Origin of the sequence: Brachybacterium aquaticum (genome assembly GCF_014204755.1) — a bacterium.
Taxonomy (GTDB): Bacteria; Actinomycetota; Actinomycetes; order Actinomycetales; family Dermabacteraceae; genus Brachybacterium; species Brachybacterium aquaticum.
The window spans coordinates 981,064-995,908 of sequence record NZ_JACHLZ010000001.1 but is presented as its reverse complement, the minus strand read 5'-3'; the positions used below and the strand labels follow the sequence as shown (position 1 = coordinate 995,908).

Genomic DNA, 14,845 nt, shown 5'->3' with positions numbered 1-14,845 from the left:
CGGCCGTCACCGCCCGTGCCTCACAGTGCGCGGCTGTGCGCGGAGGCCTCCCGGTTCCAGTCGGCCACCCAGGCCGGCAGCTCCAGCCCCTCGGGGGCGGGGCCGGTGAGCGCGAGCACGTCGTCGATGTCGACGGAGCCGCCCTCCGTGCGCAGGAAGCGGGCGCGCACGATCGCGTCGGCGTACACCGTCCCGTCCACGCGGAAGATCTGCTCCATGTAGATCCAGCGCTCGTCGTGCCCGATCACGCGGGAAGCGAGGTCGAATTTCTGCCCGAGGGTGAGGGAGCGGCGGTAGGTGATGGTCTGTCCGGCGACGACGGGGTACCAGCCCTGCTCGGTCACGCGCTTCCAGAAGCCGGAGCGGAGCAAGAGGTCCATGCGGCCGAGGTCCATCAGGGACAGGTAGCGGCCGTTGTTCATGTGGCGCTGCACGTCGAGGTCGGCGAGGTTCACGCGGAAGCTCGCGTGGGAGGTGTCCCAGATGCTCAGGCGGCTCTTGAAGCGCACCCGCAGCATGAACAGCGCCAGGCGGAAGAACATGTTCACGGTCGGGGACCTCCCGGAGCCCTCATCGGCTCCTCGTCGGGGACGGGCGGCGGATCGAGCACGGCGCGGGACCCTGCCCAGCATGCGGCGACCACCACAGGTGACTGAAGGGTAACGTTCCTCGCGCGCGCAACGCACCCGGGTCCCGCGGGCCTCGCGCTACTGTGGACCGGTGACCTCCGCTTCCACCCGCGCCATCAACGATCGCATCATCTGGGTCGACTGCGAGATGACCGGCCTCGACAAGCAGCGCGACGCGCTCGTCGAGATCGCCGTGCTCGTGACCGACGCCGATCTGAACATCCTCGGGGACGGTGTCGACGTCGTTATCAAGCCCCCGGCGGAGTCGCTCAAGAGCATGGACCCCTTCGTGGTCAACATGCACACCGTCTCCGGCCTGCTCGAGGAGCTCGACGGCGGCATGACCCTCGCCGAAGCCGAGGCGCAGTGCCTCGCCTACGTCAAGGAGTACTGCCCCGAGCCCGGCAAGGCGCCGCTGGCCGGCAACAGCGTGGGCACCGACCGCGTGTTCCTGGACCGCGACGTGCCCGAGTTCGCGAACTGGCTGTCCTACCGCACCATCGACGTCTCGAGCCTGAAGGAGCTGGCCAAGCGCTGGTTCCCGCGGGTCTACTACAACATCCCCGCCAAGCACGGCGGCCACCGGGCGCTCGCGGACATCCGCGAGTCGATCCAGGAGCTGAAGTACTACCGCGAGGTGCTGATGATCTCCGAGCCCGGGCCCACCACCGCCCAGGCCCAGGAGGCCGCGCGCCGCTACGAGCTGCGCGAGAGCGCCGACGCCGCCGACCTCGACGCCGCCGGTGCCAGCGGCGCCGCGGGGGCGGCCCCGTCGGCCCCGCGCCCGGCCGTGCCGTGGCTGGAGCGCGCCTCGCACCGGGCCTGGCTCGAGGGCGAGACCGACGAGCTGCTGATCTTCGGCTCGGAGTCCGTGCGCGAGGACGGCGGCTTCGCGTGGCTGGACGAGACCGGCGCGCCGGACCTCTCCCGCCCCTCGGAGCTGTGGATCACCTGCCGGATGACGCATTCCTTCGCGCTCGGCCACCTGCTGGGCCGGCCCGACTTCGGCCGCTTCGCCGACCACGGCATCGCCTCGCTGCGCGGCGTCTTGCACGACGACGAGCACGGCGGCTGGTTCGCCTCCGTCGCGGACGGCCGCCCGGTCGACGACTCCAAGCAGGCCTACGCCCACGCCTTCGTGGTCCTGGCCGCATCCTCCGCGACCGCGGCCGGCCGCCCCGGCGCGAAGCAGCTGCTGGACGAGGCGCTCGCGGTGCTCGATGAGAAGTTCTTCGACGAGACCGCGCAGATGAGCGTCGACACCTACGACCGCACCTTCAGCGAGCTCGAGGAGTACCGCGGGATCAACGCGAACATGCACACCGTCGAGTCGCTGCTCGCCGCGGCCGACGTCACCGGCGAGCGCCGTTGGCTGGACCGCGCCGTCACCATCGCCACCCGCGCGATCGACGAGTTCGCCCGCGCCAACGACTGGGCGCTGCCGGAGCACTTCGACACGGACTGGTCGCCGCTGCTGGACTACAACAAGGACCAGCCCGCCCACCCGTTCCGCCCCTACGGCGCGACGATCGGGCACTGGATCGAGTGGTCGCGCCTGGTGCTCCAGGCCCGCGCCGCGCTGATCGCCCGGGACGGCGAGGCGCCAGAGTGGATGCTCGAGGCCGCGACCGCGCTCATGGAGAAGTCCGCCGCGGCCTTCGGGGCCGACGGGGCGCCGGGCTGGGTGTACACCGTGGACTGGGACGGCACCCCCGTCTCCGCCGAGCGGATGCACTGGGTCGCGGCCGAGGCCGTGGGCGCCGCCGCCGTCATGCACCAGGTGACCGGGGAGCGGATCTGGGCCGAGCGGTACGAGCAGTGGTGGGAGTACATCTCCACCTACCTGCTGGATGCTGAGGACGGCTCGTGGTTCCACGAGCTCGACGCGGACAACGAGCCCCAGGGCGAGACCTGGCCGGGCAAGCCGGACATCTACCACGCCGTGCAGGCGACGTTGATCCCGCGCCTGCCCGTGACGCCGGCGCTGTCCGCCGCGCTGCGCGACGGCCTGCTGGACAGTGACCTCTGAGGCTACTGGTCAGCGGCCGCCGAGAGACAGCGGCGATCGAAAGCGGCGGTGGTCAGCGCCCCTCGAGGCGCTCCACCGCCGCTTCCATGCGCTGGATCTTCCCGTCCAGCTCCCCGTCATGGCCGGGGCGGATGTCCGCCTTCAGCACGAGGGAGACGCGGGAGCCGTAGCGGCCGGCCGCTGCGGTGGCGTCCTTGACCACCGCCATCACCTCGTCCCACTCCCCCTCGATCTCGGTGTCGGTGGTCGTCGTTCGACCGCCGCTGCGAGGAACCCTAGCCAGGACGAACCGCTGCTCGATGCGGGCAACACGGTCGTCGCCGCAGAGCTGGACATGCGCGTTGTCGCGGTGGCCGATCACGTGATCGATCGTGAACCCGGAGCGGGCGATGCCGGCGGGACCGTTGTTGCAGCGGGTACGCCCGCCTACGTGGCGGACGAGGGCGTCGGTGCCTCCGCGGGCTACCTCGCCGCCGCACCGCAAGCAGCCACCAACGTGACCCCAATGTGACGAGTGTGTCGCTGTGCGATCTGAACTTCGCACAGCGACACACTCGACAGTTTGCCGGCCAGAATCGCCGGTCCCCCCCGCGATCGGGGGACACGCCCTAGCTCTGGGCCTCGCCGAGGCGCGCTTCGGGCGTGAGCTCGGCGCGGAGACCGCCGCCGGTCGCAGCCCGGGCAAGAGCGCGACCCAGCGCCGGTGCCTGCTTGAACAAATTGTGACCGGCCACAAAAAGCACAGAGCCTGCCTCCCACACGGCCACGCCGTCCTCACTCCACGGGAGGTCGGTCACCCAGCAGTGAAGGAAGTCGCGCGGCTCTGGGTGGAGACCGGGCAGCGCCCGGGTCACGTATTCGCGGGCGCGTTCGTCCAGCGATCGAATCGCCGCCGGGTCGATGAAAGTTCCGTCGTCGCGGACGCCGACGGTGTCGCTGAGTCCGACCGAATAGCTGCTGTTTCCCGGTAGCGGCGTCGCGTAGACGCCTACTTCGCCGAACACGCCGCTGCTGTCCTGCAGGCACGCGACTCGTGCCGGGGCGGCGGCTTTCACGTCGAAGGTCAGCCTGACGTGTGCGGCGAGGCGAACCGGCAGCGACAGGCCGACGCTGCGTGCCAGGCGGGCGGTTTCGCGGCCGGCGCACACGACCACCTTGGAGTAGACAGCCCGGTCGTTGACGCTGCGCACCTCGACCGTCCCGTCAGCGCGGGGATCGATCGAGATGACCTCACCGGTGGTGACCGCATCTGCGAGGGCACCCGTGAGTGCGGCGATCGCAGCTCGGGTACGGATCGCGCCGCCCGACTCGTCGAGCACCGCTGGCCCCGAGTACCCAGCGAGCAGCGGCATCCGCTGGGCGACCTCGGCCGCGTCGATCTCGTGCGCGTCCACGCCGCCGACCTGGTCGAGCACCCGCAGCCGCGCCAGGGCGCTGTCTCCGATCGCCAGGACACCGTCTGATGAGATTAGCTCGACGTCGAAGCGTTCGGCCCACTCATCCCATACGCCGCGGCTTTCGCGCGCGAAAGCGACGAGTCGCGGGTCGTCGTGGGCGTGCCGGAAGATGCGCGACTCGCCTGCGGACTGCCCCGTCCCGGGCAGACCAGCCTCGTACATGCGCACCGGTACGCCCTGCTCCCGCAGCGCGTAAGCCGTCGACAGGCCGACGATCCCGCCTCCGATCACTGCTACCTCGGGTGAACGTGTCGTGGCAACGCCGTCGTCAGTTCCAGTCATCGCGGTTCCTCGATCTGTTGGGGATGAGCGATACGTCGCAAGAGACGGGGCCGCTGTCACGACGTCAGCGGGCTGTGCAAGCCCGAAGTCACCGCGCGTATCGACCCCTCCTTTCGGGGCCAGTACTCCCGTTCTGTGGTGTCAGGCGGGGAGTTTGGAGCCCAGGACGTCGAGCTTCTCGATCGTCGGTTCGCTGAACAGTTTGCCGGTCTGCTCGCCGAGAGCTGCTGCGACTGCGCCGGACAGGTGCGCGTCGCGGCCGGCGTCATCGGGGAACACGTCGAAGATCCCGAATGAGGACGGGCCGAGACGGATCGCGAACCACGCGACAGTGGCCGGTTCCTCCTCGACGAGCCCTCGCCCGATGCCGAGAAATTCCTGGACCTCGTCTTCCTTGCCGGGCAAGGCCTCCAGCCTGACTAGCAGTCCCTTTGTCACGCTCATGACGTCACCTCGCCCTGGGTCGAATTGCTCGCAGAATTCGCCATGATCGTATCGCAGAACCCAGGCAGGTCGTCGGGTGAGCGGCTGGTGATCAGGTTCCCGTCGACCACGACGTCCTGGTCGACGACGTCCGCACCGGCGTTGCGCAGGTCCGTGCGGATGCTTGGGAAGGACGTCAAGGTGCGACCTCCGACCACGCCAGCCTCGATCAATGTCCAGGGCCCATGACAGATCGCCGCCAAGGGCTCGCCACTCCTGACGACGTCGCGGACGAAGTAAACGGCGTCCTTGTCGACCCGGAGCTGGTAGGGGTTCACCGTGCCGCCGGGAAGCAGCTGGGCGCCGTAGTCGCCCACCGAGGCGTCGGCGTCCAACCCGTCGACGGTGGACATGCCCGCTTCCTGCAGGTCGTTCTTACGGGCCTTGATCTCGCCGTCGTGGATCGAGAGGACCTCGGTCTGAGCGCCGGCCCGTTCCCGTGCTTCGGGGGGTGCTCGAGCTCAACGCGTTCGACTCCGTCGGCGGCGAGGATCGCGACCCCCTTGCCCTGAAGATCTGTTGCCATCTCAGTTTTCCTTCTTTCCGTTCACCATGCCGGTCTCGACGAGGACCTTGGTCCAACCCTTGGACCTGGCGTCGAAGTTCATGGAGGCATCGGCGGCTTGGTCCAGCGAGATCTCGTGGGAGCCGTGCGCGGGGTGGCGGCCGCGCGTGGGCGTCAGACGAAGACGGGGGTCTGAGCCATGTTCGAGCCTGTAGACGAGGAGTACCGCACCTGCGGCGAGTGCGGAGCGGACTGAGAGCCGGAGCCGTTGGATGCCGGAGAGGGGCAAGGCGTCAGAATCGCCCTCGCATGCCCGACCCACGGTGTCCACAGCATCGTGGGCCCGTTCGAGGGCAAGCGGTAGCTCGTCGTTCTGCAACAGCGCCGCCGCCCTCAGCGAATGCGTGGCGGGAGCACGTCGAAGAACGGGCTGGAGGTAGCACGGAAGCGCGGCAAGGACGGTGGCCGGTCGCGGGTGATCGACGACGACAAGCGCACTGTCATCCTCGCTCGTCGGGACCGGGGACAGTCCATCCGCGAGATCGGAGCAACCACTGGTGTCTCCATGGGGGGCTGTGCTCGGCGTGGTATCGGAGGAAAAGGCGGGGGCCTCCTCGTCATGGGGGACGAGGAGGCCCATCGCATCGGGAGCACGTCCAGTTGAGGATCACCGTCTCGGACGGCTGCGGGAGCAGTTACTACTCATCTGACTCCGAGATCGCCTGTTCGAGCCGTTCGACCTTGGCGTCCAGCTCGCCCTCGTAGCCCGGACGAATGTCAGCCTTGATGACGAGAGAGACCCGCGAGCCGAATGGCTCAACGGCCTCTGTAGCACGCTTCACCACGCCGAAGACCTCGTCCCAGGTGCCTTCAACCTCGGTGAACATGCTCGACGTCCTATTGGGCAAACCGGAGGCGCGGACGACCTTCACTGCGGCAGCGACAGCATCGTGGACTGATCCATCTTCGCGGCCAGTTCCGGACGGGGCGACCGAGAATGCAAGCAACATGGCGGTTCCCTCTTCAGATTCCTGCGGGCCGGATGAAAGACCCATGTCCTAGGTGGACGATACTTGTGAACATCGAGGAGGTGCGAGCGGGCAGGCCGGAGGCGCGCACCACGGCGACCGCGGCGGCGACGGCGTCGTGGACGCTCGCGGCGTCGGCCCCCTCGCCGAGCTCGCGCACGAGCGCGGGGTCGGAGGGCTCACCGGTGGGCTGGACGGAGAAGGCGACGATCATGGAGCCAGTCTCGTCCCACCCCGCGCGGTGATGCAACGTGACTCACATCCGCAGGTGCCCTGGACGGACGGAAACCGCCACCGGAGCAGGTATGCTTATCTCTCGTTGCGGTGCTTCGCCCCGCACATGGTGGTCGTAGCTCAGTTGGTAGAGCTCCTGGTTGTGGTCCAGGCGGTCGCGGGTTCAAATCCCGTCGATCACCCCAAAGGTACGAGGTGTGAACTTTCGGCCAAGGAACCATCCTTGGCCGGGGTTCGCACCTCGTTCTCGTTCCGGGCGGTCTCCGCCCAGGTGAGGGCGTCGGACTGGACCTCGCCGTTGGTCAGCGCGTCGAACGGTCGTGCGTAGCCGACTCGTACATCGTCGTCGTCCTCGATGTAGATCTTGGTGAAGAACGCCTGGTTGCAGAGCCTGCGGTTCGCGTCGTCGCAGCGGGCGTAGATGTCGGCCGCGTGCTCTAGCAGGTTCAGCGAGTCGTCCAGGTTGTTGCGTGCCGTGGCGTACTCGTCGTGGTGGGCGTCGATCCGGTTCTTGATCATCTCCAGCCCGCCGCTGATGCGATCCTGCTCCTTCTTCAATAGGTCCAGAGGGATCGCTCCGGCGTAGTGAGCTTGGAGCAGCTTGCCCTGCTCATCCTCCAGCCGGGCCCGCTCCTTCGTCAGGTCCGTGAGCGCGTCCGATTCCGTGGCCATGAGCGCATCGAACTTGGCATGCAGATGTGCGCCCACGGCGTGCCGGGTCTCAGCGCTGATCTGCACCGTCTCGTAGTGCCGCTCAACCAGCCGCTCGACCTCTTCGATGAGCATCGCCTGCCGCGTGCAGTTGCCGCGCCGAGCGTGCCGGTCGGCGCACACGAAGTACGGGTAGATGTTCCCGGTGCTGCTCTTGGCATTGCACACCAGCAACCGCGAGCCGCACTGCCCGCAGAACACCGTGCCCTTCAAGTAATGATCATGCACACGACTAGCTGTATGAGGTCATGACGTTGTCGACACGTTCGTGGACGCGGGTGGCCGGGGGCTGGTCAGCACAGGCGGTGTGCGACCGATGATAGTTGTAGTGGTGGACCCAGACGCTGATTGCTTCGCGCCGCTCGTCTTCGGAGTAGAAGGCGTGGGCGTAGAGGCATTCCTCGGCGAGTATCCGCTGATAGCGCTCGACTTTCCCGTTGTGCCGCGGCGTGTAGGACCGAGTCCGTTGATGCCGTGAAGCATGCGCGGTCACGGTGCGCACGAAGGTCCTCGCGCGGTAATAGGCGCCGTTGTCGGTGACCACCCGAACCAGTCGATTGATGCCGTGAGCAGCGAAGAATGCCCTCGCCCGGGAGAAGAAGGCGATGGTGGTTGCCGTGGTCTCGTTCTCGAGGGCCTCGGTGTAGGCGAGGCGGGAGTAGCCGTCGATCGCGGAGTGGAGGTAGGTGTAGCCCGCGCGCTGATGGCGTGCTCGGGTATTGCCTCGGCCGTGGAGTCGCCAGCCGCCGCCGTCGGGGATCTTCCCAACCTTTTTCACGTCCAGGTGGACCATGTGGCCGGGAAAGCGGGCGGTGATCTTCCCGTTCTCTCGGTTGTTCTCCCCTGTCGTGTCGAGGTCTCGGCGGCGGGAGATCCCCAGCCGCTGCAGCCATCTGCCGATAGTGCGGACGCAGTAGTGGTAGCCGCGGCCGGCGAGTTCCAGGGAGATGCGGCGAGCAGACCACTTGCGGTCCCGTCGCCAGGCGTCGATGAGCTCGAGGACCTCGGTCGGCAGCCGCGACGGACGCCTGGCCGGAGCACTGGAGCGGTCCTGAAGAGCTTCGATGCCGTCGTCGCGGTAGCGGTGGACCCACTTCGTGAGTGTGGAGCGGGCGATGCCTGCTTCGGCGGCGACGTGGGCGATGGGACGGCCATCGGTTTCGACACGTTCGACCAGGCGGAGCCTTCCGGCAGGGGTCAGCGGCGAATTACGGTGGGTCATGGAACGGGTCTCTTCCAGCAGATGGACGGCTTCAGCACCACCCATCGTGCCGGTCAGGGACCCGTTCCTTCATCCCCGATCCGTGACTACAACGTCATGACCCGCAACAGCTAGGGCTATTCGTGTCGAGCTTGGGATTCATGCCCGGCAGGTGCACCGGGCCGGTCAAGATGCGGAGTCAGATGAGTTCAGTGATGAGGCCTTGGACGCGAGTCTCGCGGATCGTGCGCACGGCCCCGAATCCTTGCTCGGCGGGGGCCATCGAGCTGTCAGTATTCGTAGCTTTTGCCAGGGAAGTTCGAGCAGATGTCACCGCAACCTGGATTGGCCGGGGTGGCCTGATTAGAGGCGTCGGGCTTCGATGAGATGGCGGGTGGAATGAGCGATGAACGGGCCGTCCTGCTGGATGAGGTCGTGGAGATCGCGGAGCCGGTCACGGTACTTCTCCACGCTGAATCCGGGCACCCACCAGATCACCTTTCGCAGCAGGTAGACCACGGCAGCGATGTCACGGATCTCGATACGTAGCCGCGCCGTCTGTAGGTTCACGATCTCCAGTCCTGCGGCCTGCGCGGCGGTGGTCTCGTCGTCGGGGTGACGGCCCCGGCGAGCCGTGGGTTGCGGGCCGAGGAAGAACTCGATCAGCTCGAACACGCTTGCCGGGCCGACGTGCTGGGCGAAGTAGGTGCCGCCGGGTTGGAGCACGCGGGCGATCTCCTCCCACCAGATCGTCGCGGGATGCCTGCTGGTGACCAGATCGAACGCTTCGTCGGCAAACGGCAGCGGCGGCTCGTCGGGGTCGGCGACCACAACCACGCCGCGTGGATGCAGCAGCCGGGTGGCGTGGATGACGTTCGGTGGCCACGACTCCGTTGCGACGGCCGTGGGAGGAAAAGTCTCGGCTTGGGCGAGCACCTCACCGCCGCCGGTCTGGATGTCCAGAGACGCCGAGGCGATGCTCAGCCGGTCGGCGAGCTGACGCGCGTACCCCCAGACGGGTCGTTCCTCGGTGGCGCGCCCGTCCAACCAGGAGAAATCCCAACCGGATACGTCTGCGCTGGCTCCGGTTTCGATCAGAGCGTCGAACGTGTCAGTCACCCCTTCATTCTCCCAGCGGCGGAACACGAGGCGAAACGGAGGCGCTTCGATGACGCGAGTCAGTTCCCACACGCGGCGGCGGGCCACCGATACCGCGCGTGGAGCAGATCGACGTGTCCGTCTCGTATCGGCACTCCCTCGGCTGCGAGCAGCCCAGCGGCTCGGCCACCTCGACAGATTCCCGGCGTGCCATCTGCGCGAACGACACGCCACCACGGAACATCGTCGGGCACTCTGCTGACCACGCGGCCGGCCTGCCGTGCGGAGATGCCCAGTTGACGGGCGACATCGCCATAGGTCGCGACGAATCCCGGTTCGATCGCCTCCAACACCACGCATGCGGCCTTGGTGATCTCGTCTTGACCAGTCATGTATCTCCTCGGGAGCGTGGTTTGGGGTCTGCTTCGAACTGGGCGGTGGACTCACCGGATGAGCGCTGATACCCACGATGCGATCCACTAACGTGTGGCCGGATACCTGACCTCGCCATCAGATCCCATCACCGCACCGACGCTCGGCTGCGCGTCGTCGACGTGATCGCGACCGAGGATGTGCCAGACATGCTCGCCGTGAGCGAGGAGATGATCGGCGATGATCCGCCGGTGGCACCGCCACCACACCGCCTCGGAACACATCACCGCCGCACGCCGCGTGCCTCCCCACTCGCGGAGCTCGGCCAGGGCGTGCCGGAAGTCCTCAGAGAGCGCGTGGTCGGCATAGTTGTGGAAGCTGCGGTTCTCCCACCACGCGTTGACCTCAAACGGCACCTCCCGGCTGACCGGCCGACGCCCAGTCAGCCCTTCGACGCGCCGATACCCGATCCCCGCCTCGCCGAGGGACACGGAGAACGGGTCCTGGTCGAACTGCGGATACCGGGCCGAACCCGGAAGCCTGCGGACATCAACGACCAGCTCGACACGAGACCCTTGGAGTAAGTCGATGAACTCGGCGAGCGTCCGAGTCGAGTGCCCGATCGTGAAGAACGGCTCACTCATCGATCAGCCGCAGGGCGCTGCCCTTGTGAGCGGCGATGTGATCGGTCTTGTCGCTCTTGATCTCGTACTGCGGGTCGTCCTTCGACGCCCGGTGAGTGTGACCCTTGTAGTCGAAGTCCGTCGTGTGAACCTTCGTCACCGTGCCCGAGACGTGCCCCGCCTCTGAGTTCCAGGTCACGTGATCACCAACACTGAACCGATCAGACATCTCGACTCCCTCCGCACGATCAATCCATAGAAACACTCCAACCTGACCGCGGCACCAGAACCCTGCGCCGTCATGCGAGCCGCGCGGCCGGTTCGGCTCGGGCTCGCAACCCCAACGATGCAGCGCTCACCGCGCGACATTAATCGGCGACGGTCACGTGGAGATGGTCTTTGTGACGGGTGGTGATATCGGTGCCGTGAGCACGCCATGCGCCGCGCCGCGCGCCGCCAGACCAAGGAAGAGCAGACGCTGGTCTTTACACCGGCACCGGTGATGGCAGGAGGCGCATCATGAGAGCCGTCATCTACCTGCGCAGCGCGACCGGCAACCTTGAGCAGACCACCTGGCAGGAAGCCGACTGCCGCGAGTACCTGCATGACCGAGACCTGACCGAGACCGACATCATCACCGACACCGGCCACCCAGGACCCGGCCTGGCGAAACGGCTCGACGCGGCCGCCAACGGCGAGGTCACCGACGTGGTCGTCTCCGACCTCTCGCGCCTGGGCCGCACACCCCTGGCCAACATGCGCACCTTCGACGCGCTCGACCACGCCGGAGTCACCATCCACGTCGCAAGCGGCACCCTCAGCGGCCCCGTCCTCGATGACTGCATCAGAGACATGATGTACGAGTTCGCAACCGTAGACGCCCAGCGTCTCTGCTGCGATGACACACAGCAGGACTGACAAACCGAACGATCACAAGATTCGCCCCCGCCTCAGATGGCGGGGGCGAATTCGTGTGACCACGACAGGTGAAGGGCACCTGGACGCTATGAGCGCTATGAGACAGCCTCCAGGCCAGCATCTTGACCGCCCGGTTCGCTGACGGCCTCGGACGTGGGCTGCTCGCTCACGAGCACGCCTGCCTCGTCCAGAGCCGCCCGAACCGGGCTCCGGCCCACCCCGAGCCTTCGAGCGATCGCTCGCATCGATACCCCAGCCCGGAACAGACGAACAGCTTCGGCCCGGTCGTCCACACCGAGTCCCGGACGATGCAGCGCAACGTTGCGTCGCCGCAGGTGCGCGGAGACAGTGCCTCGATGAATGCCGTACTTCTTCGCCAATCCACGAACGCTCAGACCTGCGCCGTAGTCCGCGACGAGTCGATCGACCTCGGCAGGAGTCAGAAAAGTTTGAGCCGACCCGATCCTCCGCACCAGCGGCCCTCGATCCGTCTGCACTGGCAACGTCGGTGCCCGCCTCGCACCCCCGTAAACTCCCCGATTCCAGCGCTCAACCAGCGTTGTCGTCCGACGGAGAAAGTTGCTGAACGTGCTACGCAGTGACCCCAAAGAAACGCCCTGTGATCAGGGCGTTTCTTCATTTCCGGGTGGCGGTCGTGGTCAAGGGCCGACGCTACGGGGCGGCCGTGCCGGGGTCAACGGGGTGTCCTCCTCCCCCGCGGCGTGCCAGGCTGTCCTCATGGACGAGGACTTCACCCGATGGCAGGACCTCCACTGGCGGGCCGCCGCCGCGTACGCGCGGGCGGCGCAGGCCGCCGGGGATCCCGGCGCGCCGACCCCCTCGGGCTCCTGGACGGTCGCGGACGTCCTCGCGCACGTGCGCGAGGAGAGCGCGTCGGCCCCCGCACCGCCGGAGCTCCCCACTCGCACCCTCGACCTCGCCGTCCACGCCTGGGATCTCTCCCGCGCCCGCGGCGCCGACCCGGGGCTCGACGACGAGCTGTGCGAGGCGCTGCTGCAGGCGTTCACCCCGTACACGCACCTCATGGCGGAGGAGGACGCCTTCGCTCCGCCGATCCCCGTCGGCCCCGGAGCCAGCCCGCAGGAGCGACTGGTCGCACTGTGCGGAAGGGATCCGGCCTGGCAGGCAAGGGAGTCCCCGTCGGCCGCGGCCGAGCAGGACCGCGACGAGTAGCGGATCGAGGTGGAGCACCTCGTGCCGGCCCCGCTCTCCGCCGTGTGGGAGATGCTCGTGGAACCCGCCCTGCACCACCGCTTCGACGACACCGAGATGGTCGGTCTGCCGGAAGCGGCCGAGCGCCTTACGCGGGTGGGCCAGGTGTTCACGATGCGCATGACCTATCGCTCCGGCGAGCACGTCGAGCACTATTCGACCGCCAACCACGTCGTCGAGCTCGCGGAGCGGGAAGCGGTGGCCTGGGAGACCGGCCTGGTGGACGGCGAGCGCCTGGGCTGGACCTGGCGGTGCTCGCTCCGCCCCGACCCGAACGGCACGCTCGTCACCCTCGGCCACGACTGGTCAGGATCGAGCGACGAGAACCGGGCGGAGTACGGCGTCCCGATGGTCGACGCGCAGGGCCTCGCCCGCTCCCTCGCGCTGCTCGAGGTGGCACTCGCCGCGGACGACAACCCCCCGGCCTGACCCGGACCGCCCGTGCTCCGCCTCTGTTCACGGCCCCGCCGGCGCGGCTACCGTGGGTGGGCCACGGGAGGTCGAGGAGGACACCATGGCTGACCTGCCCGGAACTGCGGACATCGTCGTGATCGGGGCCGGGGTGGTGGGCAATGCCGCGGTCGCCCACCTGGCCGACCTGGGCTGGCGCCGCATCGTCCAGCTCGACAAGGGCCCGCTGCCGGACCCGGGAGGGTCCACCGGGCACGCCTCGAACTTCGTCTTCCCCGTGGACCACTCCAAGGAGATCACCGACCTGACCGTCGACTCGCTGCGCCAGTACACCGCGATGGGGGTGCTCGAGCACTGCGGCGGGATCGAGGTGGCCCGCAGCGCGGAGCGGATGCAGGAGCTGACACGGCGGATGACCTCGGCGATGTCCTGGGGCGTGGAGGCACATCTCGTCTCCCCCGCCGAGGTCCAGCAGCTGGTCCCCTTCTGCGATGCGCGCCTGCTCGTCGGCGGGTTCCACAGCCCTACCGCCGCGATCCTGGACCCGCTGCGGGCCGGGGAGATCTTCCGCGCCCGCGCCGAGGAGGCCGGAGCCCTGTCGACCCATCCGATGACGGAGGTGACCGGACTCCAAGTGCGCGGCGGGCGGATCCGCCGCGTCCTCACCGACCGCGGGGAGATCGAGACGGAGACCGTGGTCATCGCGTGCGGGGTGTGGAGCCCGCAGGTCGCCGCGCTCGCCGGGGCCGGCGGTGCCTGACGGGCCCTCGGCGGGCGAGGGGCCGGCGATGGCCGACGACCGGGCGCGGCTCGCGCGGGTCCAGTTCGAGGTCCTCCCGTTACCGGGGATCCTGGAGCAGGTGCCCGTGCACCTCCCACCCGGTGCACGGGTGACGGTCACCGCCTCCCCCGCCCAGGGGCTCGACGCCACGCTCGAGACCGCCGGGGCGCTCGCGCGTGCCGGCTACGTCGCGATCCCGCACCTGGCGTCCCGCATGGTCCCGGGACCGGAGGCGCTGGACGACATCCTGGACCGGCTCGCGGCCGACGGGATCGGCGAGGTCTTCGTCATCGCCGGCGACGCCCCGCAGCCGGCCGGCCCCTACGACGGCGCCCTCGCCCTGCTGGAGGCTCTGGTTCCGCGCGAACGCGGGCTCACGGCCGGGATCGGGGTCCATCCCGAGGGCCATCCCTTCCTCGGCGAGGCGCAGGCGCGCGAGCTGCTGGCGCGCAAGGCGGAGCACGCCTCGTACCTGGTCACCCAGATGCTTTTCGACGCCTCAACCCTCGCCGCCTGGGTGGCGCAGTTGCGCGAGGACGGGATCGGCCTGCCGGTGCGGCCGGGGATCGCGGGCCCCGCGAGCCGGGCACGGCTGCTACGCGTCGGCGCCCGGATCGGGGTGGGCCGCTCGCTGCGGATGCTCACTGCCGAGGGCTCCGGGGTGCGGCGCCTGCTGAGCCCCGGCCACTGGGACGGGGACGAGCTGCTGGAGGCGCTCGAGGCGGCGGGGATCGACGCTCTCGCCGCCCCGCACGTGTACACCTTCAACGCGCTCGAGGCGTCGGCGCGGTGGTGGGGCGCGCGCGGCACCTGATCCCGTCGCCCCCTGACCGTTGCACGCTGACCGGCG

At 68.4% G+C, this 14,845-nt stretch carries 20 protein-coding genes, 1 tRNA gene and 2 pseudogenes; 8 read left to right on the top strand and 15 right to left on the bottom strand.

The genetic code is table 11. From position 1 onward, the window contains the following. Positions 1–20 precede the first annotated feature (20 nt). A complete protein-coding gene (locus HNR70_RS04460; RefSeq protein ID WP_221421275.1) occupies positions 21–542 on the bottom strand; it encodes an acyl-CoA thioesterase in 522 nt (173 codons plus the stop codon). A gap of 178 nt (positions 543–720) precedes the next feature. Between HNR70_RS04460 and orn the strand changes: the two genes are divergently transcribed. Beyond that, the gene (orn, locus tag HNR70_RS04455; protein ID WP_184324591.1) at positions 721–2,658 is read left to right on the top strand and encodes an oligoribonuclease; all 1,938 of its coding nucleotides are present in this window, start codon (positions 721–723) and stop codon (positions 2,656–2,658) included. 52 nt (positions 2,659–2,710) lie between these two features. On the opposite strand, the gene HNR70_RS04450 is transcribed toward orn, so the two are convergent. Beyond that, positions 2,711–2,959: a thiamine-binding protein gene (locus HNR70_RS04450; protein ID WP_312857705.1), complete on the bottom strand. Its 249-nt coding sequence runs from the start codon at positions 2,957–2,959 to the stop codon at positions 2,711–2,713. Between HNR70_RS04450 and HNR70_RS15770 the strand changes: the two are divergent. Beyond that, positions 2,951–3,169, top strand: a pseudogene (locus tag HNR70_RS15770) (ethanolamine utilization protein); the annotation flags it as partial. The gene HNR70_RS04450 and the pseudogene HNR70_RS15770 sit on opposite strands and share 9 nt — an antisense overlap. A gap of 97 nt (positions 3,170–3,266) precedes the next feature. Here HNR70_RS15770 and HNR70_RS04445 read toward each other — a convergent pair. The 6 genes and pseudogenes from HNR70_RS04445 to HNR70_RS04420 form a co-directional block, all read right to left on the bottom strand. Next, positions 3,267–4,397 carry an NAD(P)/FAD-dependent oxidoreductase gene (locus HNR70_RS04445; protein ID WP_184324589.1) on the bottom strand — a complete coding sequence of 377 codons (1,131 nt, stop codon included), beginning with the start codon at positions 4,395–4,397 and terminating at the stop codon, positions 3,267–3,269. A 141-nt stretch (positions 4,398–4,538) separates the two neighbouring features. Beyond that, positions 4,539–4,841, bottom strand: coding sequence for a putative quinol monooxygenase (locus HNR70_RS04440; protein WP_184324588.1), 303 nt, complete (start codon positions 4,839–4,841; stop codon positions 4,539–4,541). Next, positions 4,838–5,406: pseudogene (locus HNR70_RS04435) on the bottom strand (DJ-1/PfpI family protein). Before HNR70_RS04435 ends, HNR70_RS04440 begins: the two are co-directional and overlap by 4 nt. Before the next feature lies 1 nt (position 5,407). Further along, the gene (locus HNR70_RS04430) at positions 5,408–6,025 is read right to left on the bottom strand and encodes a hypothetical protein (protein WP_184324587.1); all 618 of its coding nucleotides are present in this window, start codon (positions 6,023–6,025) and stop codon (positions 5,408–5,410) included. A 58-nt stretch (positions 6,026–6,083) separates the two neighbouring features. Next, positions 6,084–6,395 carry a thiamine-binding protein gene (locus HNR70_RS04425; RefSeq protein ID WP_184324586.1) on the bottom strand — a complete coding sequence of 104 codons (312 nt, stop codon included), beginning with the start codon at positions 6,393–6,395 and terminating at the stop codon, positions 6,084–6,086. 13 nt (positions 6,396–6,408) lie between these two features. After that, positions 6,409–6,627 carry a thiamine-binding protein gene (locus HNR70_RS04420; RefSeq protein WP_184324585.1) on the bottom strand — a complete coding sequence of 73 codons (219 nt, stop codon included), beginning with the start codon at positions 6,625–6,627 and terminating at the stop codon, positions 6,409–6,411. 129 nt (positions 6,628–6,756) lie between these two features. Between HNR70_RS04420 and HNR70_RS04415 the strand changes: the two genes are divergently transcribed. Then, a tRNA-His gene (locus tag HNR70_RS04415) sits at positions 6,757–6,832 on the top strand. Here HNR70_RS04415 and HNR70_RS04410 read toward each other — a convergent pair. The 6 genes from HNR70_RS04410 to HNR70_RS04385 all read right to left on the bottom strand — a co-directional run bounded on the left by HNR70_RS04410 (position 6,825) and on the right by HNR70_RS04385 (position 10,881). Next, positions 6,825–7,571, bottom strand: a complete 747-nt coding sequence (locus HNR70_RS04410) for a recombinase zinc ribbon domain-containing protein (protein ID WP_221421090.1) — start codon at positions 7,569–7,571, stop codon at positions 6,825–6,827. The two genes, HNR70_RS04415 and HNR70_RS04410, sit on opposite strands and share 8 nt — an antisense overlap. 19 nt (positions 7,572–7,590) lie before the next feature. Then, the gene (locus tag HNR70_RS04405; RefSeq protein WP_184324583.1) at positions 7,591–8,580 is read right to left on the bottom strand and encodes an IS481 family transposase; all 990 of its coding nucleotides are present in this window, start codon (positions 8,578–8,580) and stop codon (positions 7,591–7,593) included. Between the two features lie 342 nt (positions 8,581–8,922). Continuing rightward, the gene (locus tag HNR70_RS04400) at positions 8,923–9,678 is read right to left on the bottom strand and encodes a class I SAM-dependent methyltransferase (protein WP_184324582.1); all 756 of its coding nucleotides are present in this window, start codon (positions 9,676–9,678) and stop codon (positions 8,923–8,925) included. Positions 9,679–9,737: 59 nt separating this feature from the next. After that, entirely contained in the window at positions 9,738–10,049 is a 312-nt protein-coding gene (locus tag HNR70_RS04395) for an MGMT family protein (protein WP_184324581.1), read from the bottom strand. 87 nt (positions 10,050–10,136) lie between these two features. Continuing rightward, on the bottom strand, positions 10,137–10,673 hold the full coding sequence (locus HNR70_RS04390) for a DUF488 domain-containing protein (RefSeq protein WP_184324580.1): 537 nt from the start codon (positions 10,671–10,673) through the stop codon (positions 10,137–10,139). After that, entirely contained in the window at positions 10,666–10,881 is a 216-nt protein-coding gene (locus HNR70_RS04385) for a hypervirulence associated TUDOR domain-containing protein (RefSeq protein WP_184324579.1), read from the bottom strand. Before HNR70_RS04385 ends, HNR70_RS04390 begins: the two co-directional genes overlap by 8 nt. A gap of 290 nt (positions 10,882–11,171) precedes the next feature. Between HNR70_RS04385 and HNR70_RS04380 the strand changes: the two genes are divergently transcribed. After that, positions 11,172–11,570, top strand: a complete 399-nt coding sequence (locus HNR70_RS04380) for a recombinase family protein (RefSeq protein WP_184324578.1) — start codon at positions 11,172–11,174, stop codon at positions 11,568–11,570. Between the two features lie 95 nt (positions 11,571–11,665). Here the strand turns inward: HNR70_RS04380 and HNR70_RS16475 are convergent, their stop codons facing one another. Then, complete coding sequence (locus tag HNR70_RS16475) at positions 11,666–11,863, bottom strand: helix-turn-helix domain-containing protein (protein WP_376768833.1); 198 nt, start codon at positions 11,861–11,863, stop codon at positions 11,666–11,668. A gap of 445 nt (positions 11,864–12,308) precedes the next feature. Between HNR70_RS16475 and HNR70_RS04375 the strand changes: the two genes are divergently transcribed. The 4 genes from HNR70_RS04375 to HNR70_RS04360 all read left to right on the top strand — a co-directional run bounded on the left by HNR70_RS04375 (position 12,309) and on the right by HNR70_RS04360 (position 14,809). Then, entirely contained in the window at positions 12,309–12,764 is a 456-nt protein-coding gene (locus HNR70_RS04375) for a DinB family protein (RefSeq protein ID WP_184324577.1), read from the top strand. Positions 12,765–12,785: 21 nt separating this feature from the next. Next, positions 12,786–13,232: an SRPBCC domain-containing protein gene (locus HNR70_RS04370; RefSeq protein WP_184324576.1), complete on the top strand. Its 447-nt coding sequence runs from the start codon at positions 12,786–12,788 to the stop codon at positions 13,230–13,232. Between the two features lie 85 nt (positions 13,233–13,317). Continuing rightward, complete coding sequence (locus tag HNR70_RS04365) at positions 13,318–13,974, top strand: NAD(P)/FAD-dependent oxidoreductase (RefSeq protein WP_246375148.1); 657 nt, start codon at positions 13,318–13,320, stop codon at positions 13,972–13,974. 28 nt (positions 13,975–14,002) lie between these two features. Continuing rightward, a complete protein-coding gene (locus tag HNR70_RS04360; protein ID WP_184324575.1) occupies positions 14,003–14,809 on the top strand; it encodes a methylenetetrahydrofolate reductase in 807 nt (268 codons plus the stop codon). The last annotated feature ends 36 nt before the right edge of the window (positions 14,810–14,845 follow it).